18 protein-coding genes and 3 tRNA genes are annotated in these 21,738 nt (G+C 66.4%); 13 read left to right on the top strand and 8 right to left on the bottom strand.

Annotated features, from left to right (window positions below):
* Window positions 1–12: 12 nt before the first annotated feature.
* The 4 genes from BX604_RS37250 (at window position 13) to BX604_RS37265 (ending at window position 3,739) form a co-directional block, all read left to right on the top strand.
* Window positions 13–843, top strand: coding sequence for an arginyltransferase (locus BX604_RS37250; protein ID WP_098556948.1), 831 nt, complete (start codon window positions 13–15; stop codon window positions 841–843).
* Between the two features lie 146 nt (window positions 844–989).
* Window positions 990–2,027, top strand: a complete 1,038-nt coding sequence (locus tag BX604_RS37255; protein WP_098556950.1) for a quinone-dependent dihydroorotate dehydrogenase — start codon at window positions 990–992, stop codon at window positions 2,025–2,027.
* Window positions 2,028–2,129: 102 nt separating this feature from the next.
* Complete coding sequence (locus BX604_RS37260) at window positions 2,130–2,924, top strand: cystine ABC transporter substrate-binding protein (RefSeq protein ID WP_098556952.1); 795 nt, start codon at window positions 2,130–2,132, stop codon at window positions 2,922–2,924.
* A 122-nt stretch (window positions 2,925–3,046) separates the two neighbouring features.
* Window positions 3,047–3,739: an amino acid ABC transporter permease gene (locus tag BX604_RS37265; RefSeq protein WP_096508325.1), complete on the top strand. Its 693-nt coding sequence runs from the start codon at window positions 3,047–3,049 to the stop codon at window positions 3,737–3,739.
* 65 nt (window positions 3,740–3,804) lie between these two features.
* Here BX604_RS37265 and BX604_RS37270 read toward each other — a convergent pair whose 3' ends face one another.
* The 6 genes from BX604_RS37270 to rnr form a co-directional block, all read right to left on the bottom strand.
* The gene (locus tag BX604_RS37270; RefSeq protein WP_098556954.1) at window positions 3,805–4,791 is read right to left on the bottom strand and encodes a Gfo/Idh/MocA family protein; all 987 of its coding nucleotides are present in this window, start codon (window positions 4,789–4,791) and stop codon (window positions 3,805–3,807) included.
* Window positions 4,792–4,902: 111 nt separating this feature from the next.
* A complete protein-coding gene (locus BX604_RS37275; RefSeq protein WP_098556956.1) occupies window positions 4,903–5,619 on the bottom strand; it encodes a FadR/GntR family transcriptional regulator in 717 nt (238 codons plus the stop codon).
* Window positions 5,620–5,916: 297 nt separating this feature from the next.
* Window positions 5,917–6,612, bottom strand: a complete 696-nt coding sequence (gene rpiA / locus BX604_RS37280) for a ribose-5-phosphate isomerase RpiA (protein ID WP_098556959.1) — start codon at window positions 6,610–6,612, stop codon at window positions 5,917–5,919.
* A 106-nt stretch (window positions 6,613–6,718) separates the two neighbouring features.
* On the bottom strand, window positions 6,719–7,591 hold the full coding sequence (locus tag BX604_RS37285) for an N-acetylmuramoyl-L-alanine amidase (RefSeq protein WP_098556962.1): 873 nt from the start codon (window positions 7,589–7,591) through the stop codon (window positions 6,719–6,721).
* Window positions 7,592–7,685: 94 nt separating this feature from the next.
* Window positions 7,686–8,429 carry a 23S rRNA (guanosine(2251)-2'-O)-methyltransferase RlmB gene (rlmB, locus tag BX604_RS37290; RefSeq protein WP_098556965.1) on the bottom strand — a complete coding sequence of 248 codons (744 nt, stop codon included), beginning with the start codon at window positions 8,427–8,429 and terminating at the stop codon, window positions 7,686–7,688.
* A 152-nt stretch (window positions 8,430–8,581) separates the two neighbouring features.
* Complete coding sequence (gene rnr, locus BX604_RS37295) at window positions 8,582–11,038, bottom strand: ribonuclease R (protein WP_098556968.1); 2,457 nt, start codon at window positions 11,036–11,038, stop codon at window positions 8,582–8,584.
* 250 nt (window positions 11,039–11,288) lie between these two features.
* Between rnr and BX604_RS37300 the strand changes: the two genes are divergently transcribed.
* From BX604_RS37300 to BX604_RS37315, 4 genes are all read left to right on the top strand, one after another.
* Window positions 11,289–11,375, top strand: a tRNA-Leu gene (locus BX604_RS37300).
* Between the two features lie 184 nt (window positions 11,376–11,559).
* Entirely contained in the window at window positions 11,560–12,549 is a 990-nt protein-coding gene (locus BX604_RS37305) for an aliphatic sulfonate ABC transporter substrate-binding protein (protein WP_098556970.1), read from the top strand.
* Between the two features lie 109 nt (window positions 12,550–12,658).
* Window positions 12,659–12,745, top strand: a tRNA-Leu gene (locus BX604_RS37310).
* Window positions 12,746–13,014: 269 nt separating this feature from the next.
* Window positions 13,015–13,101, top strand: a tRNA-Leu gene (locus tag BX604_RS37315).
* Window positions 13,102–13,184: 83 nt separating this feature from the next.
* On the opposite strand, the gene BX604_RS37320 is transcribed toward BX604_RS37315, so the two are convergent.
* Window positions 13,185–13,691 (bottom strand): Ohr family peroxiredoxin, encoded by a 507-nt coding sequence (locus tag BX604_RS37320; protein WP_098556972.1) that lies wholly within the window; start codon window positions 13,689–13,691, stop codon window positions 13,185–13,187.
* 317 nt (window positions 13,692–14,008) lie between these two features.
* Between BX604_RS37320 and BX604_RS37325 the strand changes: the two genes are divergently transcribed.
* The 5 genes from BX604_RS37325 (at window position 14,009) to BX604_RS37345 (ending at window position 19,960) form a co-directional block, all read left to right on the top strand.
* Window positions 14,009–15,256 (top strand): ROK family protein, encoded by a 1,248-nt coding sequence (locus tag BX604_RS37325; protein WP_098557163.1) that lies wholly within the window; start codon window positions 14,009–14,011, stop codon window positions 15,254–15,256.
* Window positions 15,243–16,796, top strand: coding sequence for a sugar ABC transporter ATP-binding protein (locus tag BX604_RS37330; protein ID WP_098556974.1), 1,554 nt, complete (start codon window positions 15,243–15,245; stop codon window positions 16,794–16,796). The genes BX604_RS37325 and BX604_RS37330 overlap by 14 nt, the downstream gene beginning before the upstream one ends.
* Before the next feature lie 40 nt (window positions 16,797–16,836).
* Window positions 16,837–17,874 (top strand): ABC transporter permease subunit, encoded by a 1,038-nt coding sequence (locus BX604_RS37335; protein WP_098556977.1) that lies wholly within the window; start codon window positions 16,837–16,839, stop codon window positions 17,872–17,874.
* Between the two features lie 85 nt (window positions 17,875–17,959).
* Window positions 17,960–18,904: an ABC transporter substrate-binding protein gene (locus BX604_RS37340; protein WP_098556980.1), complete on the top strand. Its 945-nt coding sequence runs from the start codon at window positions 17,960–17,962 to the stop codon at window positions 18,902–18,904.
* 105 nt (window positions 18,905–19,009) lie between these two features.
* Window positions 19,010–19,960, top strand: coding sequence for a carbohydrate kinase family protein (locus tag BX604_RS37345; protein WP_098556983.1), 951 nt, complete (start codon window positions 19,010–19,012; stop codon window positions 19,958–19,960).
* Window positions 19,961–20,004: 44 nt separating this feature from the next.
* Here BX604_RS37345 and BX604_RS37350 read toward each other — a convergent pair whose 3' ends face one another.
* The gene (locus tag BX604_RS37350) at window positions 20,005–21,723 is read right to left on the bottom strand and encodes a SulP family inorganic anion transporter (RefSeq protein ID WP_098556986.1); all 1,719 of its coding nucleotides are present in this window, start codon (window positions 21,721–21,723) and stop codon (window positions 20,005–20,007) included.
* Between the last annotated feature and the right edge of the window lie 15 nt (window positions 21,724–21,738).

Here is a 21,738-nt window from a genome sequence, read left to right on the forward strand (position 1 = left end):
CGAGAGCTGCCCATGACTCACCCGACTGAGCTGCCGCTTTCACCGCTTTCGGCGTTGCAATTCTATGCAACGGCGCCCTATCCGTGCAGCTATCTGGACGGCCGCATCGCACGCTCGCAAGTCGCGACGCCGAGCCATCTGATCAACTCCGACATCTATACCGAGCTCGTGAAGGCCGGCTTCCGCCGCTCGGGCGTGTTCACCTATCGCCCGTATTGCGACGGCTGCCGTGCCTGCGTTCCCGTGCGCGTGCCCGTCGGCGCGTTCACGCCGTCGCGCACGCAGCGCCGGATGTGGAAGCGGCATCGGTCGCTCGTCGCGACGGTCTCGCCGCTGCACTACGACGAGGAACACTACGCGCTCTACATGCGCTACCAGTCCGCACGTCATGCGGGCGGCGGAATGGATCGCGACAGCCGCGACCAGTACGAGCAGTTCCTGCTGCAAAGCCGGATCAATTCGCGCCTCGTCGAATTCCGCGACCTCGACGCACCGAGCGGCGAGCCCGGCAAGCTGCGTATGGTCAGCATGATCGACATCCTCGGCGACGGGCTGTCGTCGGTCTACACGTTCTTCGAGCCCGACGACCAGCACACGAGCTACGGCACCTACAACATCCTGTGGCAGATCGAACAGGCGAAGAGCCTCGGCCTGCCGTACGTGTATCTCGGCTACTGGATCCGCGAAAGCCCGAAGATGGCCTACAAGGCGAACTTCCATCCGCTCGAAGGGTTGCTCGACGGCCGCTGGAAGACGCTCGATCCGGATCGCGTCGACCTGCCGCCGGTGGACGCCGCGCTCGCCCGTGCGCCGCTGCCCGGCGGGCATTCCGGCTCGAACTGACGCGCGCGCCGGCGCCCCGGCACCGGGGGCTGCTGCACAACACGAGAGACACGCCACAGGCGCCCGCAAACCGAACCCCGCCCTTGCCGCGCAACTCCCGGTAAAATAGCGGGTTGTCATCCATTCCGGCCGTTCGCCCAATTCCCGTGTTCAGTTCCCTTTATCCGCTGGCCCGCGCATCCCTGTTCAAGATGGATGCGGAAGACGCTCACCACCTCACGCTGCGCGCGCTCGGCGCGGCCGGCCGCACGGGCCTCGCCTGCGCGCTGTCGGCCCGCGTGCCCGACGCACCGCGCACCGTGATGGGGCTCACGTTCCGCAACCCGGTCGGCCTCGCCGCCGGCCTCGACAAGGACGGCGCGGCCATCGACGGCCTCGCGTCGCTCGGTTTCGGCTTCATCGAAGTCGGCACGGTCACGCCGCGCCCGCAGCCGGGCAACCCGCGCCCGCGGATGTTCCGCCTGCCGCAGGCCGAAGCACTGATCAACCGGATGGGCTTCAACAACCACGGCGTCGACCAGTTCGTGAAGAACGTCCAGGCGGCCCGCTATCGCGGCATCCTCGGCCTGAACATCGGCAAGAACGCCGACACGCCGATCGAGCGCGCGGCGGAGGATTATCTCTACTGCCTCGAACGCGTGTACCCGTTCGCGAGCTACGTGACGATCAACATCTCGTCGCCGAACACGAAGAACCTGCGCCAGCTGCAGGGCGCGGGCGAACTCGACGCGCTGCTCGCCGCGCTGAAAGACAAGCAGCAGCGCCTCGCCGACCTGCACGGCAAGCTCGTGCCGCTCGCGCTGAAGATCGCCCCCGATCTCGACGACGAACAGGTCAAGGAAATCGGCGACACGCTGCTGCGCCACAAGATCGAAGCGGTCATCGCCACCAACACCACGCTGTCGCGCGCTGCCGTGCAGGGCCTGCCGCACGCGGACGAAGCCGGCGGCCTGTCGGGCCGCCCGGTGTTCGACGCATCGAACGAAGTGATCCGCAAGCTGCATGCGCAAGTCGGCAGCGAAGTGCCGATCATTGGCGTCGGCGGCATTTTCTCCGGCGACGACGCGCGCGCGAAACTCGCGGCCGGCGCATCGCTCGTCCAGCTGTACACGGGCTTCATCTATCGCGGCCCGGCGCTGGTCGCCGAGTGCGTGAAGGCCATCGCGCGCGAACGCGCCGCGTAATATAGCCATAAACAAACGATATTTAGTGGTCGATTGCATTTTTGCTATCATCAACCACGCAGTCAGGATCATGAGCCCCGCTGGGGCAAGGAAGCTCACACGATGAAAATTTCGCTGCTGAAGAAGCTGCTGGTTGCCGGCCTGGTCGGCACGTCGTTCGCCGCGGCCACCGCGCATGCGGCCGACCTCCTCGACCAGGTGAAGCAACGCGGCACGCTGCGCGTCGGCCTCGAAGGCACGTTCCCGCCGTTCAACTCGAAGAACCCGCAAGGCGAACTCGTCGGCTTCGACGTCGACATCGCGAAGGCCGTGGCCGCGAAGCTCGGCGTGAAGGCCGAATTCGTCACGACCGAATGGAGCGGCATCATCGCGGGCCTGCAGGCCGGCAAGTTCGACGTAATTGCCAACCAGGTCGGCATCACCGACCAGCGCAAGGAAACGCTCGACTTCTCGCCCGCGTACACGTATTCGTCCGCGCAGCTGATCCAGCGCAAGGACGACCCGCGCCAGTTCAAGTCGCTGGAAGACCTGAAGGGCAAGAAGCTCGGCGTCGCGCTCGGCACCAACTACATGGACATGGCGAAGTCGGTGCCCGGCATCGACGTGAAGACGTATCCGGGCGCGCCCGAATACCTGCGCGACCTCGCGGCCGGCCGTCTCGACGCGGCACTGAACGATCGCCTGATGCTCGCGTATCTGACGAAGAACGCGCAACTGCCGCTGCGCCCGGGCGCGAACGTCGGTTCGGCGAATCCGTCGGGCATCCCGTTCAAGAAGGGCAACCCGAAGTTCCAGAAGGCGATCGACGACGCGATGGCGCAGCTCGAAGCCGACGGCACGTTCACGAAGATCTCGGACAAGTGGTTCGGCATCGACGTGACGAAACCGATCAAGTAAGCACGCCTCTGTTTCCCGCCTGACGGCGGGCCGGAAAGGGCGGCATCCGCGACGATGCCGCCCTTTGTTTTATTGGTCCGGTTTATGATTGCGCTTTCGCGCACGCATTCGATTCGTATTCCATGTCGACAACGTCCCTGCTCGTCCAATCGCTGCCCGTGCTCGCGCAAGGTGCCGTCCTGACCGTCAAGTTCGCCGTGCTGTCGATGGTGTTCGGCCTGCTCGGCGCCGTCGTGCTCGCGATGATGGGCATCCGGCAAAGCGAACCGCTCGAAGGCTTCGAGCGCATCTGGGTGAACGCGCTCGCGTGGCTCGCGCGCGGCTACGTGAGCCTGATGCGCGGCACGCCGCTGCTCGTGCAGATCTTCGTGATCTATTACGGGCTGCCGAGCCTCGGCATCTCGCTCGACCCGACGCCGGCCGGCGTCATCGCGCTGTCCGCGAACGTCGCCGCTTACATGTCCGAAAGCATGCGCGGCGCGATCAACGGGATCGCGCGCGGCCAATGGCTCGCCGCGTACAGCCTCGGGCTGTCGTGGAGCCAGACGCTGCGTTACGTGATCGGCCCGCAGGCGCTGCGCATCGCGGTGCCGAGCCTGTCGAACAGCCTGATCAGCCTGATCAAGGACACGTCGCTCGTGTCGGTGATCACCGTGACCGAGCTGCTGCGCAGCGCGCAGGAAGTGATCGCGGCGACCTATCAGCCGCTGCCGCTGTACCTGGCCGCCGCGGCCGTGTACTGGGTGCTGTGCCAGATCCTCGAATGGGTCCAGCGCTGGTACGAAAAGCGCCTGTCGCTGCCCGCGCGGCACTGAACACACGCATCGGCCGGGTCGCGCTTGCGCGCCCCGGCATCCGCTTTTCCCGCCGTTCTTCCTGCTTACTCGCCCGAATAACGCACACCGAGCGCCGCACGTGCCGCGTCGGTCATCGCGATCATCTGTCGCGAGTGGTCGTGCGTCATGATCGGACTCTCCCGTTTGCCCGCGCGCAGCAAGTCGCAGAAATGTTCGGTCTCGTAGTTCAGGCCACCGCCGTCGACCGGCGCATCGAGCTCGACGGTGCGGCCGTCGGCATAGCGGATCGTCGCACGCGCGGGGTTCCACCACTTCTCGTGAATCGTCACGTGCCCGCCCGCCGCGGCGATCAGCGCGTCGCCGCGCCCCATCACGTCGAGCCCGCAAAAGAGCTGTGAGATCCCGCCGTTCGCGTGATGGCTGTTCAGGCTCGCGAACATGTCGACACCCGTTGTGCCGATACGGCCGAGCGTCTGCACGTCGCGCGCCGCACCCAGCCAGTCGACCGCGAGAAACGCTTCGTAGATCCCGATGTCGAGCAGCGCGCCGCCGGCGCGATCGAGACGATAGACGGAATGATCGTCCGGCACCGACGACGATGCGCAACCCGCCCGCACGAGCCGGATCTCGCCGATCGGGTCGTCTTGCAGGTGCGCACGCAACTGACGGTACAGCGGAAAGAACGGCGGCTTCATCGCCTCCATGAAGAGCCGTCCGGTGTCGCGCGCCGCATCCAGCACGGTGCCGAGCTGCGCGGCGTTCAGCGTCGCGGGCTTTTCGCACAGCACGGCCTTGCCGGCCGCGAGCGCGGCCAGCGCGTACTGCGCATGACTGTCGTGGAGCGTCGCGATGTAGATCGCATCGATGTCGCTCGCGAGGAGCGCATCGAGGCTGGCGGCAGGCGTTGCGCCGCTGCCGTCGCAAAACGCGATGGCGGCGTCGGGCCGGCGTGCCCACACGCCGGCGAGCACGGCACCCGGCACGTGAGCGAGGCTTTGTGCGAAACGGCGTGCGATGCTGCCTGCGCCGATGATGCCGAAGCGCACCGGGCGCTTGTCGAGGTCGTTCATCCGGATCTTCCGTGTCGGTCGTATAACGGCGGCCGGCATGTTGCCGGCCGGCCGTCATGATAAACGGCTCGGCGACTCACGGATGCAGCACGGATGACGATGCGCGCCGATTCAGGCCCGCACGGGCACGTCGACGGAGAAATCGCGCGAGATCTCGTCGGCGCTGAAATCGATCAATGCGAGCGACGCCGCTTCGGCTTCACGCGGATCGCGCCGTTCGATCGCGTCGACGACGCGTGCATGCGCCTTCACCGCGATGTCGTGCGCACCGTCCTTCTGCGCGACGCGCGGATTCACGAGGCGCACTGCACCGCGCACGATCGCCGCCATCTGCTGGAAGAACTGGTTGCCGCTCGCCTGGACGATCCGCGTGTGCAGCAGTTCGTCCGCGGTGTCGTAACCGGGGTCGCCCGGCTGCAACGCCTTGAACGCTTCGAACGCTTCCCGAATGCCCGCGATGTCGACAGCCGTCGCGCGTACCGCCGCCTGCGCAGTCGCGCGCGGTTCGATCAGCATCCGGAATTCGATGACGTCGCGCATGAACTGGGGATCCGGTTTCGCGCGAAACCGCCAGCTCACCACATCCTCATCGATCATCCGCCAGTCACGCATCGGTCGAACGCGCGTACCGACTTTCGGACGCACGTCCAGCATGTCGCGTGCAAGCAACATCGACAATGCTTCCCGCATCACCGTACGGCTCACATCGAACTCTTTCGACAGCACGTCCTGCGGCGGCAGAATGCCGCCGTACTTGTCTTCGACGATACCCGCGACAAGCCCATCCATCACTTTGGCGACCAGTGACCGGTCTTTGCCCTGCTCCATGACACCTCCCCGTGCGTCGATTTGCGAACACCTGCTCCGCAGTTCCGCCGGCCCTGGTTACGACTGTTCTTATGATCTATAAGTTGGCGAGTTCGGGGATATTTCGCTATCTGGTAAACACCTGACAGGGTTATCCCTCTTTATAAAGGGGTGATTTATAAGGCCACAAAAAAAGCCCGGGAAGCGCTCTGCGCTTGCCGGGCCGCGATTTCGACGCGATTTGAACATGCAATCCATTACGGGTTATTACGCCCCGCATGAAATGCCTTTCAACCTGCCAATTTCATTTCAATTCTTTCAATCAGCCGAATAAACGATCGTTTCAACACCGGCTTCCGTGCCGAGCAGGCACAGGTTCGCGCCGCGCTGCGCGAACAGGCCGACCGTCACCACGCCCGGCCATGCGTTCACCTGCGCTTCGAAGCCGCGCGGATCGGCGATCTGCAGGCCCTTCACGTCGATGATTTCGTTGCCGTTGTCGGTGATGTACGGCGCGCCGTCCTTCGTCACGCGCAGAACCGGCACGCCGCCGAGCGCGGTCACGCGTCGGCCGATCGCCGTGCGCGCCATCGGCACGACCTCGATCGGCAACGGGAACCCGCCGAGCACCGGCACGCGCTTGCTGGCATCCGCGATGCACACGAACGTCTCGGCCACCGACGCGACGATCTTCTCGCGCGTGAGCGCGCCGCCGCCGCCCTTGATCATCGCGCCGCTCGCGTCGATCTCGTCGGCGCCGTCGACGTACACCTGCAGCGACTCGATCTCGTTCAGATCGAACACCTTGATGCCGTGCGACTTCAGGCGCTCAGTGGTCGCGATGGAGCTCGACACGGCGCCGCGATAGCGCGACTTGACGACGGCGAGCGCGTCGATGAAGCAGTTGGCTGTCGAGCCGGTGCCGACGCCGATCACCGCGCCTTCCGGCACGGTGTTGATCACATAATCGGCGGCCGCCTGGCCGACCAGGCGTTTGAGTTCGTCTTGAGTCATGGGGAGGAAATGCTGCGGGATTGCGGAAAACCGCCAGTTTACCGGACTCGGCTGACAGGCCGGGCTTTTTCAGCGGCGGCGGCGTCAGCGCCTTGCACACCGATCGTCAGGGTGCGCCCGCCGCGGATCCGTCGTCGGCCGGCGCCGCGCCGGGGAAATACTTGTCGAGCAATGCCTGCGCGATTGCGTCGGTTTCGGCATCCGGATTGCCCGCATAGTCGGACGGCCGGAAATGCATCTGGAATGCCGCGAAGACGCGCCGCGTGCTGGCATCGAGCACCCCGTCGGTCGGCACGTCATAGCCGTAGCGCGCGAGCTTGAGCTGCAACTCGCGCACATCGACGAGCGCGTGCGGATCCCTGCCCGCGAGCCGCGCGGCGACGGTCGCGCCGTCCGGCCATGCACCAACGCCGGCCTGCGCGAGCGCATGCCACGGGAACAGCGGGCCCGGGTCGATCTTGCGTTGCGGCGCGATGTCGCTGTGCCCGACCACGCGCGTCGGCGGAATCGCGTAGCGCGTGACGATGTCCTTCGATAGCCGGATCAGTGCATCGACCTGGGGCGGCGGATACGGCTGCCACGTGCGATGCTCCGGATCGAGCGGGCCGCGGTTCACGTTCTCGATGCCGATCGACGCCGCGTTCAGTTCGGTCGTGCCCTGCCATTCGCTGACACCGGCATGCCACGCGCGCATCGCTTCCGGAACGAGCTGATAGACGACCGGCATCCCGTGTTCGACACGCGGTTGCGGCGGGATGACGTAATGCACGCTGACCGAGTCGCCCGTCAGCGTGCGCAGCGATTTCGCTTCGTCGCTTTCGGTGTAGTGCATCACGAGAAAGCGGATGCGCGAATCGGCGCCGCGCGCGTGCAGGCTCGTGTCGGCGTAGTAGGTGCCACGCTCGACCAGCGACGGCGACGTGCAGGCAGCCAGCAGGCAGAGAACGGCGCACGATGCGCCGAGACGGAACAGGGTCATGGTTCGCGCGTTCCGGAGAACCGTGTGCCGCGCGCGATCGCGGCACACGTCGTTCGGGTCATGGCGGCCCGCGCAGCGCGCAGGGCCGCGTGCATCAGCCCTTCACGCGCCGCTGCCGCACCGCTTCGTACAGGCACACGCCGCTGGCAACCGACACGTTCAGACTTTCCACGCTGCCGGCCATCGGGATGCTCATCACTTCGTCGCAGGTGTCGCGCGTCAGCCGGCGCATGCCTTCGCCTTCCGCGCCCATCACGATCGCGACCGGGCCGTCGAACTTCGTTTCGTACAGCGTCGACGACGCTTCGTCCGACGTGCCGATGATCCACACGCCCGCTTCCTTCAGCTCGCGCAGCGCGCGAGCGAGGTTCGTCACCGTGATGTACGGCACCGTGTCGGCCGCGCCGCTCGCGACCTTCGCCGCGGTCGCGTTCAGGCCAACCGCGCGATCGCGCGGCGCGATCACCGCATGCGCACCGGCCGAATCGGCGACGCGCAAGCAAGCGCCCAGGTTGTGCGGATCGGTGACGCCGTCGAGCACCAGCAGCAGCGCCGGGCCCTGGATGCCGTCGAGCAGCTCGGACAGGTTCTGCGCGAGCGGAACGTCCTCGACGCGCGCAACGACGCCCTGATGGCGCTCGGTATGCGCGAGCCCCCACAGGCGCGTTTCGTCGGCCGCGATCAGCCGCACGCCCGCTTCCTTCGCGGTGTGCAGGAAGTCCTGCATGCGGCGGTCGCGGCGCGTCTGGTCATACAGCACCTCCGCAACCGTCGATGCATCGTGCCGCAAACGTGCGGTCACCGCATGAAAACCGTAAAGAACCTTCAGACGTGACATGACTGGAACAACCTTCGATCAAACGTGCAGCCGCGCAACGCGCGCAGCCGCGATCCATGGAAAAGGAAAGCGCCGCGTTGCCGGCCGGTGACCGGTAGAACGCGGCGTCTCTCGATACTGCAAGGGCGTGCGCTGCGCGCCGCCCCGAACGCTCAATACTTCTTGCGCGCGTGCGGCTTCTTCGCGGCCGTCTTCGCCGCCGTGCCGCCCTTCTTCTTCGCTGCACGCGCAGCACGCGCTTCGTTCACCGCGACGGTCGGCGCGCTGGCCGCCCTCTTGCGACGCGGCACGGCATCCTCCGCCGGCGGCAACGAGCGCACGCGCGGGCCGCCGCGATCGTTGCCGGCAACAGCCGGCGCCGGTGCCGGGCGAGGCGCCTTCACCGGCGTATCGCGCACGAGGCGGAAGTCGATCTTGCGCGCGTCGAGATCGACGCGGCTCACCTGCACGCGCACGCGATCCGACAGGCGATAACGGATGCCCGTGCGCTCGCCGCGCAGCTCGTTCTTGATCTCGTCGTACTGGAAGTAGTCCGAGCCGAGTTCCGTGACGTGCACGAGGCCTTCGATGAAGAGCGTGTCGAGCTGCACGAAGATGCCGAACGACGTGACGCCGTTCACCATCCCGCCGTACTCCTCGCCGAGCTTGTCGCGCATGAAGTAGCACTTGAGCCACGCTTCGACGTCGCGCGACGCTTCATCGGCACGCCGCTCGTTCGCCGAGCAATGCAGGCCAAGCTCTTCCCAGATCGCCGTGTTCGAGCGCGACCGGCCGCGCGATTCGTCGTCGGCCTGCTGCATCGCGCGGGCGCGCGGCGACAGCGCGGTGTTCAGCTCGAAGCCTTCCGGCGCCTTCGGCGTGTATTTCTTGCCCGACAGGATCGCGTAGATCGCGCGGTGCGTGAGCAGGTCGGGATAACGGCGGATCGGGCTCGTGAAGTGCGCGTACGCCTCGTAGGCGAGACCGAAGTGGCCGATGTTGTCCGGGCTGTAGACGGCCTGCTGCATCGAACGCAGCAGCATCGGCTGCAGCATCTGCGCGTCGGGCCGGTCGCGGATCTGCGCCATCAGCGCCGCGTAGTCGCTCGCGTGCGGCTTGTCGCCGCCGCCGAGCGACAGGCCCATGCCGCGCAGGAACGCGCGCAGGTTTTCGAGCTTTTCCGGCGTCGGCCCCGCGTGCACGCGGTACAGGCCCGGATGCTTGTTGCGCTTCAGGAAGTCGGCCGCGCAGACGTTCGCGGCCAGCATGCATTCCTCGATCAGCTTGTGCGCGTCGTTGCGCTGACGCGGCACGATCTGCTCGATCTTGCCCTGCGAGTTGCAGACGATATACGTCTCGGTCGTATCGAAGTCGATCGCACCGCGTTTTTGCCGCGCGGCGAACAGCGCCTTGTAGACGCCGTAGAGATCCTGCAGGTGCGGCAGCACGTCTGCGCGACGCGCGGCCTCCGGCCCCTTCGTGTTCGACAGCACGGCCGCGACTTCGGTGTACGTCAGACGCGCGGCCGAGTGGATCACCGCCGGATAGAACTGGTACGCCTTGATCTCGCCGCGCGCGGTGATCACCATGTCGCACGCGAGCACGCAGCGGTCGACCTGCGGATTCAGCGAGCAGAGGCCGTTCGACAGTTTCTCCGGCAGCATCGGGATCACGCGGCGCGGGAAGTAGACCGACGTGCTGCGCTCGAGCGCGTCGACGTCGAGGCTGCTGCCCGGTTGCACGTAGTGCGAAACGTCGGCGATCGCGACGATCAGGCGGAAACCGTCGCCGCGGCCAACCTTGACGGGCTCGCAGTAGACGGCATCGTCGAAGTCGCGCGCGTCCTCGCCGTCGATCGTTACGAGCGGCACGTCGCGCAGGTCAACGCGGAAGCGCAGATCGGTCGGGCGTACCTTGTCCGGCAGCGCGGCGGCTTCGTCGAGCGCCGGCTGGCTGAATTCGTGCGGCACGCCGTACTTGCGCACCGCGATCTCGATTTCCATGCCCGGATCGTCGATGTCGCCGAGCACTTCGACGACGCGGCCAAGCGGCTGCGAATGGCGGCTCGGGAAATCGGTCAACTCGACGACGACGACCTGCCCGACCTTCGCCTTCTTCACGTTCTGCGTGATCAGGATGTCGTGGCCGATGCGCTTGTCTTCGGGCGCGACGATCAGCGCGCCGTTCTCATTGAGCAGGCGGCCGATCACGCGCTTGTTCGCACGCTCGGTGACTTCGACGACGTGCCCTTCGGGCCGGCCGCGGCGATCGTAGCCGACGATCCGCGCGAGCACGCGATCGCCATGCATGACCTTCTGCATTTCGCCGTTCGGCAAAAACAGATCGTCCTGGCCGTCATCGCGAATCACGAACCCGTAGCCGTCGCGATGCCCCTGCACACGACCGGCAACGAAGTTCGAAGGATGAGTGAGCTGGTAGTGACCGCGCTTGTCGAGACGAATCTGGCCGTCGCGCTCCATCGCGGCGACACGCCGGAAGAAGCCCTCGCGCTCCTGGCGCTTGATCGACAGCGCTTCGGCGATATCGTTGGCGGCCAGCGATGCGTCGCTCGTACGCAGCACGCCGAGAATTTCTTCACGGCTCGGAATGGGGTACGGATATTTGCTCAAGGGCTTGTCGATGATTGTTCTCGTTGCGTTGACTGATGGTGCACGGCATCAACATAGAAGTGTCCGTCAGACAGTTCTATAGTGACGGCGGCGGATCATTCTATCACCCGCCTGTGTTGCCAAATGACGCGAATGCCGCGTGCAGGCGCCTCGGCGGCCCGTTTGCGGCCCATCGCAAAAAAGTGTTGACACGAATAATTGGGGCGCTATAATTTCGCTTCTTTGCAGCAAGCAGCTAACTGCAAAACGTGCCCAGGTGGCGGAATTGGTAGACGCACTAGGTTCAGGTCCTAGCGGTGGCAACATCGTGGAGGTTCGAGTCCTCTCCTGGGCACCATCTGTTTTTAAAAAGGTCGGCTTTTAGCCGGCCTTTTTTCATTTCAAGTCGCGCATCGCGCACACCGGCACACCCTTATGCCGGCCACTCCGATCAATAGCAGAATTAATCGTTTATCGATCACCGCCCCCCGTTGGTACGTTAGCCGCCTTGTTTGCAACGAACCCAACGAGGAGCACCCTCCATGACGCCGATGAACCGCCGCGCGTTCGCATGCGCAATGCTGGCCGCCGGCCTGAGCGCCGCCGGCATCCGGGCACACGCCGAGAGCACACCTTCCACGCTGCGCATCGGATACCAGAAATCGTCGACGCTCATCACGCTGCTCAAGACCCGCGGGACGCTCGAGCAGTCGCTGGCACCGCTCGGGCTGCGCGTGTCGTGGCATGAATTCGCAAGCGGCTTGCCGCTGACCGAAGCACTCAACGTCGGCGCGGTCGATTTCAGCGCCGACGTGGCCGACACGGTACCCGTATTCGCCCAGGCCGCGCACGCACGTTTCGTGTACGTCGCTCAGGAAGCGCCGTCGCCGAAGGCGCAGGCCATCATCGTCAAGAACGACAGCACACTACATGCGCTCGCGGACCTGAAGGGCAAGCGCATCGCCGTCACGAAGGCTGCCGGCAGCCACTATCTGCTGCTCGCCGCACTCGCACGCACAAAGCTCGCCCCTGCCGACACGGCGATTCACTACCTGACGCCGGCCGATGGCCGCGCGGCGTTCGAGCGCGGCAGCGTCGATGCATGGATCACGTGGGATCCCTATGTCGCATCGGTCGACTCGAATCCGGACGTGCGGATTCTGGCCGACGGCAGCGGGCTCGCTTCATACCAGCGTTATTACCTCGCATCGAGCAGCTTTGCCGCCGCGCGCCCCGACGTCATCCAGATCGTGTTCGACCGGCTGTCGCAGGCCGGCGCGTGGCTGCGCGCACACCCGCTGGAAGCGGCCAATACGCTCGCGCCGATCTGGGGGCTCGACGCAACGACGATCGCGCGCGCCAATGCGCGACGCAGCTATCTCGTCCGCGCCGTGGTCGCGCAGAACTTCGCGGAGCAGCAGAAGATCGCCGACACGTTCCTCGCAGCCGGCCTCCTGCCAGCCCGCGTCGATACGAGCGAAGCGCTGCGCTGGAATTTCACGTCGAAGCGCGCGGATCCGATCGGCGCCTGATGCCCGAACGCGCAACGCGCGATATTTTTATCGCCATCGAATAAATTGTGTTGACAGGCTCCTCGGACACGCTACAATAGCGGTCTTCGCATCGCAGCAAGCGAAACGTGCCCAGGTGGCGGAATTGGTAGACGCACTAGGTTCAGGTCCTAGCGGTGGCAACATCGTGGAGGTTCGAGTCCTCTCCTGGGCACCATCTGTTTTCTAAAAAAGGTCGGCTTTTAGCCGGCCTTTTTTCATTTCCGGCGCCGAAGCGATACACGCACCTGCGCGCATGCCCCGGTCCGCATCCGCGGAATCACGTCGCATCGTCGATGAGCCCACCTCACTTCGACACCCCTCTCCTTCGACCGAGCAAGCAAACAAGGCCGCCGCAAATTATTTGCGTTCGCAACCTCAAATTGTATTGACAGATGTCCCAAACACGCTAGAATAGCGGTCTTCGCATCGCAGTAAGCGAAACGTGCCCAGGTGGCGGAATTGGTAGACGCACTAGGTTCAGGTCCTAGCGGTGGCAACATCGTGGAGGTTCGAGTCCTCTCCTGGGCACCATCTGTTTTCTAAAAAAGGTCGGCTTTTAGCCGGCCTTTTTTCATTTCCGCTTCCGAAACGCGGCATCGTCACCACCTCGCGACTCACGCCACTTCCACGACATGGACGGTGTGCCGAATCCCCTCTCTCGCCATCTTCGCGTACGGACAAATCGCCTCGGTCTCCGTAACGAGCTCACGCGCCTCCTCGACGCCAACACCCGGCATGCTGACCTCGAGATCGAGCGCGATCGCAAACAAGCCGTCGGCAGGATCGCATTGAAACGTTGCGCTGGCCGAAATCGAAAGATCCGCCGGCAGCCGAGTCCGCCGCTTCATCGCAACCAGCGTCAACGCGCCATGAAAACACGCGGCGAAGCCGGCCGCGAACAACTGCTCCGGATTCGTGCCGCCACCCGTGCCGCCCAGCTCAACGGGCAGACGCAACGACACATCGAGTTCGCCGGCCGTTGCAGCGCGCGCATGTCCGGACGATCGTCCGTGAGCCGATTCGCCGCCGGTAACGGTCACCGTCGCCGTGTAAAGCGGCAACGGCTCGCTGCCGGCGTAAGGATCGAGCAGCGATGTCGAAGGCCGCGTCGGACGATGCATGGACTTTCTCCCAAAAGCAGGCGCAGGACGGCTTCTACCGCACGACGCCGAATGAACGAGCAACGCAGCCAGCGCCCCACTATCGCGCGCAGCAGACATCGCCTTCTTCGAACCGTCATGTCGCAAGCAGCCCGTCAGGCCATCCTGGCGCGTTGCGAATCACAAATCCATCGGACGAATTCGAAATCCCGCCCCTCCTTCTTCCCCGGACAAAACCGGGATTTCCCTAGGCTGACATGCGGTCTGTCACGCGGTTAAATAAATCAACGTGATTTATTTAATGCGTCAGCCGACGACGCACCATGGAAGGAGACACCATGAGAAGCCCGCACATCGGCCAGGGAAGCAACTCGGCCAACGTGCGTCGTTATAACGAGCGCCTGCTGCTGAAGACGCTGCGCCGTGCCGGCAGCGCGTCGAAGGCCGACCTCGCGCGTCTCGCGAACATGACGGGCACGGCAGTCGGCAGCATCATCGCGTCGCTCGCGGATGCGAAGCTGATCGAATTCGCCGGCCGCACCGAAGGCCAGCGCGGCCAGCCTGCGTCGCTGATCCGTCTCGACCCGCGCGGCGCGTTCGGCATCGGCGTCCATCTGGACCGGATGCGCATCGAAACGGCACTCGTCAATTTCGCGGGCGACGTGCTCGGCCGCCGCTCGCACGACACGCTGCTCCCCCCGCCCGCCGACGTGCTCGACATCGTCCGGCGCGACATCGACGCGATGCAGGATCTGCTCCCCGACCACGAGCGCGCACGCCTGACGGGGGTCGGCGTCGCCCAGCCGTACAACCTCGGCGCATGGATGCGCGAGCTCGGCCTCGCGCCCGACACGTTCCGTGCATGGGAAGACGTCGACTTCGCGAGCGACCTCGGCCGCACGCTGTCGCTGCCCGTGTTCGGCGAAAACGACGGCAACGCGGCCGCGATCGCCGAGCTGTTCTACGGATATGGCCGGCAGTGCGACGACTTCGTCTACCTGTTCATCGGGCCCGCGATCGGCGGCGGCATCGCGATCGACGGCGACTGCCTGCGCGGCGTAACCGGCAACGCCGGCGACATCGCCGTGATTCCCGTCCCGCCGAGCCGGCTCGTGTCCGCGCCGCCGCCGCGCGGCCCGTGGGACATCCTGCTCGCGCGCGCGTCGCTGCATGCGCTCGTGCGCCATCTGCGCCATCACGGCGAGACGGTCGAGAACCGCGCCGATCTCGAGGCCTGCATCGCGCGCGGCCTGCCGGCCGTCGACGAATGGATCGACGACTGCGTCGATGCGCTCGCACCGGCCTTGCGTGCGGTGCTGTGCGTCGTCGATGCGCCGGTCGTCGTGCTCGACGCCGATACCGATGCAGGCCTGCTCGATGCGGTGACGAGCCGCCTGCGCGCCGCGCTCGTCGCCACCGCCCCTGAAGCGCGCGGCACGCCGACGCTCGTGCGCGGCACGTTCGGCGCCGACGCCGGCGCGATCGGGGCCGCGACGCTACCGATGTTCTTCAACTTCTCTCCGCGGGCCGGCATCCTCAAGGGCGCCCGCACCGAATCGCAGGAGGTCAACCATGTCGCGATCTGAGTCGCCCCGACCGCTGCTCGAGATGCGCGGGATCAGCAAGACGTTCCCGGCCGTGCGCGCGCTCGACAACGTCAGCCTGACCGTCTATCCGGGCGAGATCCATTCGCTGATGGGCGAGAACGGCGCGGGCAAATCGACGCTGATGAAGATCCTGTCGGGTGCGTATCGCGCCGACGCCGGCGGCGAGATCCTGATCGACGGCGAGCGCATCGACATCGACGGCCCGCTCGCCGCGCGCGATGCCGGTGTCGCGGTGATCTACCAGGAGCTGTGCCTCGCGCCGAACCTGAGCGTCGCGGAAAACATCTACGTCGGCCGCGAGCTGCGCCGCGGCAACCGGCGCTGGGGCACCATCGACCGCGCCGCGATGGCGCGCGGCTGCCAGGAGGTGCTCGCGCGTCTCGGCGCACCGTTCGGCCCGGATACGCTCGTCGACACACTGTCGATCGCCGAGCAGCAGCTTGTCGAAATCGCACGCGCCGTGCACACCCGTGCCCGCATCCTCGTGATGGACGAACCGACGACGCCGCTGTCGTCGCGCGAAACCGAGCACCTGTTCGGCCTGATTCGCCAGCTGCGCGAGGAAGGCCTCGCGATCATCTACATCAGCCACCGGATGGCGGAGATCTACGAACTGTCCGATCGCGTGTCGGTGCTGCGCGACGGTTCGTACGTCGGCACGCTCGAGCGCGAATCGCTGTCGGCCGAGCGGCTCGTCGCGATGATGGTGGGCCGCGACATCTCCGGCTTCTACAAGAAGGAACATGCGCCGTACGATCCCGGCCACCTGCTGCTGTCGGTCCGCGACATCGCCGACGGCGTGCGCGTGCGCGGGTGCAGCCTCGATCTGCATACCGGCGAAGTGCTCGGCATCGCGGGACTCGTCGGCGCGGGCCGCACCGAGCTTGCACGGCTGATCTTCGGCGCGGAGCCGCGCACACGCGGCGACGTGAAGCTGGGCGATCGTACGTTCGGCGCGCATTCGCCGCGCGACGCAATCGACGCGGGCCTCGTCTACCTGACGGAAGACCGCAAGCGCCAGGGCCTGTTCCTCGACATGAGCGTGCGCGACAACATCAACATCTCCGTGTGCAACCGCGATGCCCGCCTCGGCGCGCTCGACCTCGCCCGCGGCGCCGAACGCGCGCGCGACGCGATCGCATCGCTGTCGATCCGCGTGCCGAACGCGAACGTGAACGTCGGCGCGCTGTCGGGCGGCAACCAGCAGAAAGTGCTGCTGTCGCGCCTGCTCGAGACGAAGCCGCGCGTGCTGATCCTCGACGAGCCGACCCGCGGCGTCGACATCGGCGCGAAATCCGAGATCTACCGGATCATCAACGAGCTGGCCCGCGCGGGCGTTGGCGTGATCGTGATCTCGAGCGAGCTGCCGGAAATCATCGGCGTCGCCGATCGCGTGCTGGTGATGCGCGAAGGCGAGATCGCCGGCGAACTCGGCGGCCACACGCCTACCCCCATCACGCAGGAAGCGATCATCGCGCTCGCGACCGGCTCGCAGGCCGAACTCGCCGACGCGCACTGACCACGGCCCCTTCATTTCCCTCTTCATTCAAGGTACCGAAATGATCAACCCGACCAAGCAGCGGAACCTTGCTTCCGCGACGGCCCATCCGGTCGCCAACCGTACGCCCCTGATGCGCGGCGCCGATCATCGCGCGCGCATGCAGTCGCTGATGCGCACCGCCGGCATGCTGCCGGTGCTGCTCGTCCTGTGCATCGGCTTCGGGTTCATGACCGACGGTTTCTTCACGCTGCAGAACCTGTCGATCGTCACGCAGCAGGCGTCGATCAACATCGTGCTCGCCGCCGGCATGACCTTCGTGATCCTGACGGGCGGCATCGACCTGTCGGTCGGCTCGGTGCTCGCCGCGTCGGCCGTCGCCGCGCTGCTCGCGTCGACCATCCCCGGCTGGGGCTGGCTCGGCGTGCCGTTCGCGCTCGCCGTCGGCCTCGTGTTCGGTGCGATCAACGGCGGCCTGATCTCGTTCCTGCGCCTGCCCCCGTTCATCGTCACGCTCGGCGCGATGACGGCCGTGCGCGGTGTCGCCCGCCTGATCGGCAACGACACGACGATCTTCAATCCGCAACTGCCGTTCGCGTTCATCGGCAACGGCACGATCCTCGGCGTGCCGTGGCTCGTCGTGATCGCGTTGGCGGTGATTGCGCTGTCGTGGTTCATCCTGCGCCGCACGGTGCTCGGGATGCGGATCTATTCAGTCGGCGGCAATCCGGAAGCGGCGCGGCTGTCGGGCATCAACGTGCGCGCAATCCAGTTGTTCGTCTATGCGGCGTCGGGCCTGCTCGCCGGTCTCGGCGCGGTGATGTCCGCGGCACGGCTCTATGCGGCCAACGGCCTGCAGCTCGGCCAGTCGTACGAACTCGACGCGATCGCCGCGGTCATCCTCGGCGGCACGAGCTTCGTCGGCGGCGTCGGCTCGATCGTCGGCACGCTGATCGGCGCACTGATCATCGCGGTACTGACGAACGGCCTGGTGCTGCTCGGCGTATCCGACATCTGGCAATACATCATCAAGGGCCTCGTGATCATCGGCGCCGTCGCGCTGGACCGCTATCGCCAGCGTGACTCCGCCCGCACCTGACATCGTTTCCTCGCCACTCAACCTCGGGGCGCAGGCCGATCCTCCCGCGCCCGTCCGCCAAAGAACCCTCCGGAGACACCACGACATGTTCAAGCACAAAGCCGCCCTGACCGCCGTCGCCTGCGCACTCGCATTCGGCGCGGCCGCCGCCCACGCCGCCGACAAGCCGCTGAAATCGATCGGCGTCACGGTCGGGTCGCTCGGCAATCCGTACTTCGTCACGATCGTCAAAGGCGCCGAAGCGCGTGCAAAGCAGATCAACCCGAACGCGAAGGTCACCGCGGTGTCGGCCGACTACGACCTGAACAAGCAGTTCACGCAGATCGACAACTTCATCTCCGCGCACGTCGACATGATCCTGCTCAACGCGACCGACCCGAAGGCGATCGAGCCGGCGGTGAAGAAGGCGCAGGCGGCCGGCATCACGGTCGTCGCCGTGGACGTCGCGGCTGCCGGCGCGAACGCGACCGTGCAGACCAACAACGTGAAGGCCGGCGAACTCGCGTGCGACTACCTCGCGAAGAAGCTCAGCGGCAAGGGCAACGTGATCATCGAGAACGGCCCGCAGGTGTCGGCCGTGATCGATCGCGTGAACGGCTGCAAGGCCGTGCTCGCGAAGAACCCCGGCATCAAGCTGCTGTCGAGCGACCAGGACGGCAAGGGCTCGCGCGAAGGCGGGATGAACGCGATGCAGGGCTACCTGACGCGCTTTCCAAAGCTCGACGGCGTGTTCACGATCAACGATCCGCAGGCGATCGGCAGCGATCTCGCGGCGAAACAGCTGAATCGCCCGGGCCTCGTCATCACGTCGGTCGACGGCGCGCCCGACATCGAGGTGGCGCTGAAGTCCAACACGCTCGTGCAGGCGTCGGCGAGCCAGGATCCGTGGGCGATGGCGCAGCAGGCCGTGAACGTCGGCTACGGGATCATGAACGACCAGAAGCCGGCCAATCCGATGATCCTGATCGAGCCGACGCTCATCACGCGCGACAACGTGAAGAACTACAAGGGCTGGAGCAGCCCGCACTGATCGCGCCGCGCGCCCGCTGTACCGGGCGGCGCCACACGTCGTCGCCCGCCCGTTCACCTCAACTGCTGCTGCGCCGCGCGACACGTCGCGGCACAAGGTTTCGACATGACGACGACGTTTCCCCGCCTGATCGTATTCGGCGAAGCTCTGACCGATTTCATCCGCGACGACGCGCAACACTGGCGCAGCGTGGCCGGCGGCTCGTGCTGGAACGTGGCGCGCGTCGGCGCGCGGCTCGGCGTGCCGACCGCATTCGCCGGCACGGTCAGCCGCGACATCTTCGGCGACGAACTGGTGCGCAAGAGCGCCGATGCCGGACTCGACCTGCGCTTCATCCGGCAGGTCGAGCGCGCGCCGCTGCTCGCGATGGTCGTGTCGAAGCAGCCGCCCGCCTACTTCTTCATCGGCGAGAACAGCGCCGATCTCGCGTTCGATCCGGCCGACCTGCCCGGCGGCGCGCTCGACGCGGCCGAAATCGTGCATGTCGGCTCGCTCGGCGTCGTGCGCGAACCGCTCGCGTCGCGGCTGATCGACGCTGTGCAGGCCGCGCGTGCTGCCGGCAAGCGGATCTCGTTCGACCCGAACTACCGGGCACCGATGGCCGCGCCGGCGTACCGCGACACGCTACGCCGGCTGGCCGCACTCGCCGACTGGATCAAGGTATCCGATGAGGATCTGCGCGGCCTGTTCCCCGAACTCGACGAAGCCGCCGCGCTCGCGCAATTGCGCGCATGGGCGCCCGATGCGGCCGTGCTGGTCACACGCGGTGCGTCCGGCATGCAGCTGCTGCATCGCGATGCCGAGCTGTTTCAACCGGCATTTGCGACCGAGGTTGCCGACACCGTCGGCTGCGGCGACGCCAGCATCGGCGGCTGGCTCGCCAGTCAGCTCGCCTACCCCGATGCAACGGCGGCCGAGCATCTGCGCTATGCGGCGGCCTGCGCAGCGGTCGCCTGTGCACACGCAGGCGCCTATGCGCCGACGGCCACCGAGGTGGCCGACGTCATCGCGAACCGCGCTGCCGCCGAACCGGCGGACGCCGCGTTATCCCGCTAGACGGGATCGAACGACACCACGCGGCGCGCGTGCGCGCCGCATCGTCACGCGCCGCCCTTCGCGCCGTTGCCGCGTGCCTGCAGCACCTGCAGACTCTCGTCGACACTCAGTTCGGACATCGCATCATCGTGCAGCGTATCGTCGGCCGCACGCCGCAATGCATGCAGCGCGTGCTCCTTGAGCCGCACGATCGCGAACTGCAGCCCGCGCGCCGCGCATTCGGCCGCGAACGTACGCAACGACTCGATCGTCGTGCCGTCGACGTCCGGCGTTTCCTCGAGGCTCAGCATCACGGTATGCGTATCGGGCGCGGCCTTCATCAGCGCACGCACGCGATTGAGCATCCGGTCCGCGTTCGCGAAGAACAGTTGCGCCTCGGGCCGCACGATCAGCACGCCCGGCACGGGCTTCGCATCCGCATGATTCGCGACGTCGACGAAGTCGTGACCATCGCGCAGCCGGCCGAGCACGCCGACGTTCGGCTCGGACAACTTGCGCAGCGTCAGCAGCAGGCTCACGCCGATTGCCGCGAGCAACCCGTGCAGCACGCCGAGCACGAGCACCGCGAGCAGCGCGGCGATCACCACGAGCCGGTCGCGATGCCACACCCAGTACGGCCGGAACACCGCCGGATGCAGCGAATGGCTGACCGCGAAGATCACGATCGCCGCGAGCACGGGTTCCGGCGTGCGGGCGAGTTGCGGCAGCAGCAGCCACACGATCAGCGCGACCACGCCCGCGGCCCATAACCCCGCGAAACGCGATTGCGCACCGGCGGCCTCGTTCGCGGACGTCGCCGAATAGCCGGCGCCGACCGGCATCCCGTGCAGCAATCCCGACACGAGGTTCGCGCACCCGATCGCGACGAGGTCGCGGTTCGACGACACGCTGTCGCCGTGCTTCAGCGCGAAGTTGCGGATCGAGCCGTACGACTCCGCGTACAGGATCAGCATCAATGCGAACGCGAGCTCGATCGTCTGCATCCACGCATTGCGGTCGAGGTGCGGCAACCCGAATTCGAGGTGCCGGAAGTCGATGTGCCCGACGATCGCGATCCCGTAGTGCTGCCAGTCGAACACGTAGCCGGCCGCAATCGACAGCACGATCACGACGAGCGTCGCCGGCACGCGCGAGCGACGCCCGAGCACGAACAGCAGTGCGAGTGCGGCCCCGCCGAGCGCGACACTTGCGAGGTTCGCATGCGGCGCGCCGGTAATGAGATCGAGCGCGACATGCGGCGCATCGCTGTGCTGCACGGAGATCGCGAGAATCTTCGGCAACTGCTTGATGACGATCGTCAGTGCCAGCCCGAACGTGAAGCCGCGCAGGACCGGACGCGCAACGAAGTCCGACATGCCGCCGAGCCGCGCGACACCCGCGAGGATGAACAGCACGCCCGTCATCGCGACGAGCGCGGCCGCCAGCGCGAGCTGCGCGGCAAGCGCCATCCCCGACTCGGCCAGCACCGTCGCCGCGAGCACGGCTGCCGACGACGACGTCGACGACACGATCGCAAAACGGCTGCTGCCCGTCAGCGCATAGACGACGAGCCCCGACAGCAGCGCGATGAGACCCGCCTGCGGCGGCAGGTTGGCAAGGCCCGCATAGGCGACGGCCTCGGGAATCAGCAGGCCCGCGATCGACAGGCCGGCCAGCGCATCGAGACCGATGCGCTGCGTCGGAGGGGGCGGCGCCGCATCGACTGCAGCGAAATGGTCGGCATGCTGCGGGCCGGCATCCGGGCGGATCGGGGCGGTCGTCATGGGGCGATGGGCGCC

It is taken from the genome of Burkholderia sp. JKS000303 (assembly GCF_002563755.1).
GTDB lineage: Bacteria > Pseudomonadota > Gammaproteobacteria > Burkholderiales > Burkholderiaceae > Burkholderia > Burkholderia anthina_B.

What these genes read in the sequence shown, in the direction of transcription:
- rlmB (WP_098556965.1), bottom strand. Translation starts at nt 8,429, where the DNA reads ATGTCACGTCTGAAGGTTCTTTACGGTTTTCATGCGGTGACCGCACGT.
- BX604_RS37340 (WP_098556980.1), top strand. Translation starts at nt 17,960, where the DNA reads ATGTTCAAGCACAAAGCCGCCCTGACCGCCGTCGCCTGCGCACTCGCA.
- BX604_RS37350 (WP_098556986.1), bottom strand. Translation starts at nt 21,723, where the DNA reads ATGACGACCGCCCCGATCCGCCCGGATGCCGGCCCGCAGCATGCCGAC.
- BX604_RS37305 (WP_098556970.1), top strand. Translation starts at nt 11,560, where the DNA reads ATGACGCCGATGAACCGCCGCGCGTTCGCATGCGCAATGCTGGCCGCC.
- BX604_RS37345 (WP_098556983.1), top strand. Translation starts at nt 19,010, where the DNA reads ATGACGACGACGTTTCCCCGCCTGATCGTATTCGGCGAAGCTCTGACC.
- BX604_RS37320 (WP_098556972.1), bottom strand. Translation starts at nt 13,691, where the DNA reads ATGCATCGTCCGACGCGGCCTTCGACATCGCTGCTCGATCCTTACGCC.
- BX604_RS37265 (WP_096508325.1), top strand. Translation starts at nt 3,047, where the DNA reads ATGTCGACAACGTCCCTGCTCGTCCAATCGCTGCCCGTGCTCGCGCAA.
- BX604_RS37260 (WP_098556952.1), top strand. Translation starts at nt 2,130, where the DNA reads ATGAAAATTTCGCTGCTGAAGAAGCTGCTGGTTGCCGGCCTGGTCGGC.
- BX604_RS37325 (WP_098557163.1), top strand. Translation starts at nt 14,009, where the DNA reads ATGAGAAGCCCGCACATCGGCCAGGGAAGCAACTCGGCCAACGTGCGT.
- BX604_RS37250 (WP_098556948.1), top strand. Translation starts at nt 13, where the DNA reads ATGACTCACCCGACTGAGCTGCCGCTTTCACCGCTTTCGGCGTTGCAA.
- BX604_RS37335 (WP_098556977.1), top strand. Translation starts at nt 16,837, where the DNA reads ATGATCAACCCGACCAAGCAGCGGAACCTTGCTTCCGCGACGGCCCAT.
- BX604_RS37270 (WP_098556954.1), bottom strand. Translation starts at nt 4,791, where the DNA reads ATGAACGACCTCGACAAGCGCCCGGTGCGCTTCGGCATCATCGGCGCA.
- BX604_RS37275 (WP_098556956.1), bottom strand. Translation starts at nt 5,619, where the DNA reads ATGGAGCAGGGCAAAGACCGGTCACTGGTCGCCAAAGTGATGGATGGG.
- BX604_RS37330 (WP_098556974.1), top strand. Translation starts at nt 15,243, where the DNA reads ATGTCGCGATCTGAGTCGCCCCGACCGCTGCTCGAGATGCGCGGGATC.
- rpiA (WP_098556959.1), bottom strand. Translation starts at nt 6,612, where the DNA reads ATGACTCAAGACGAACTCAAACGCCTGGTCGGCCAGGCGGCCGCCGAT.
- BX604_RS37285 (WP_098556962.1), bottom strand. Translation starts at nt 7,591, where the DNA reads ATGACCCTGTTCCGTCTCGGCGCATCGTGCGCCGTTCTCTGCCTGCTG.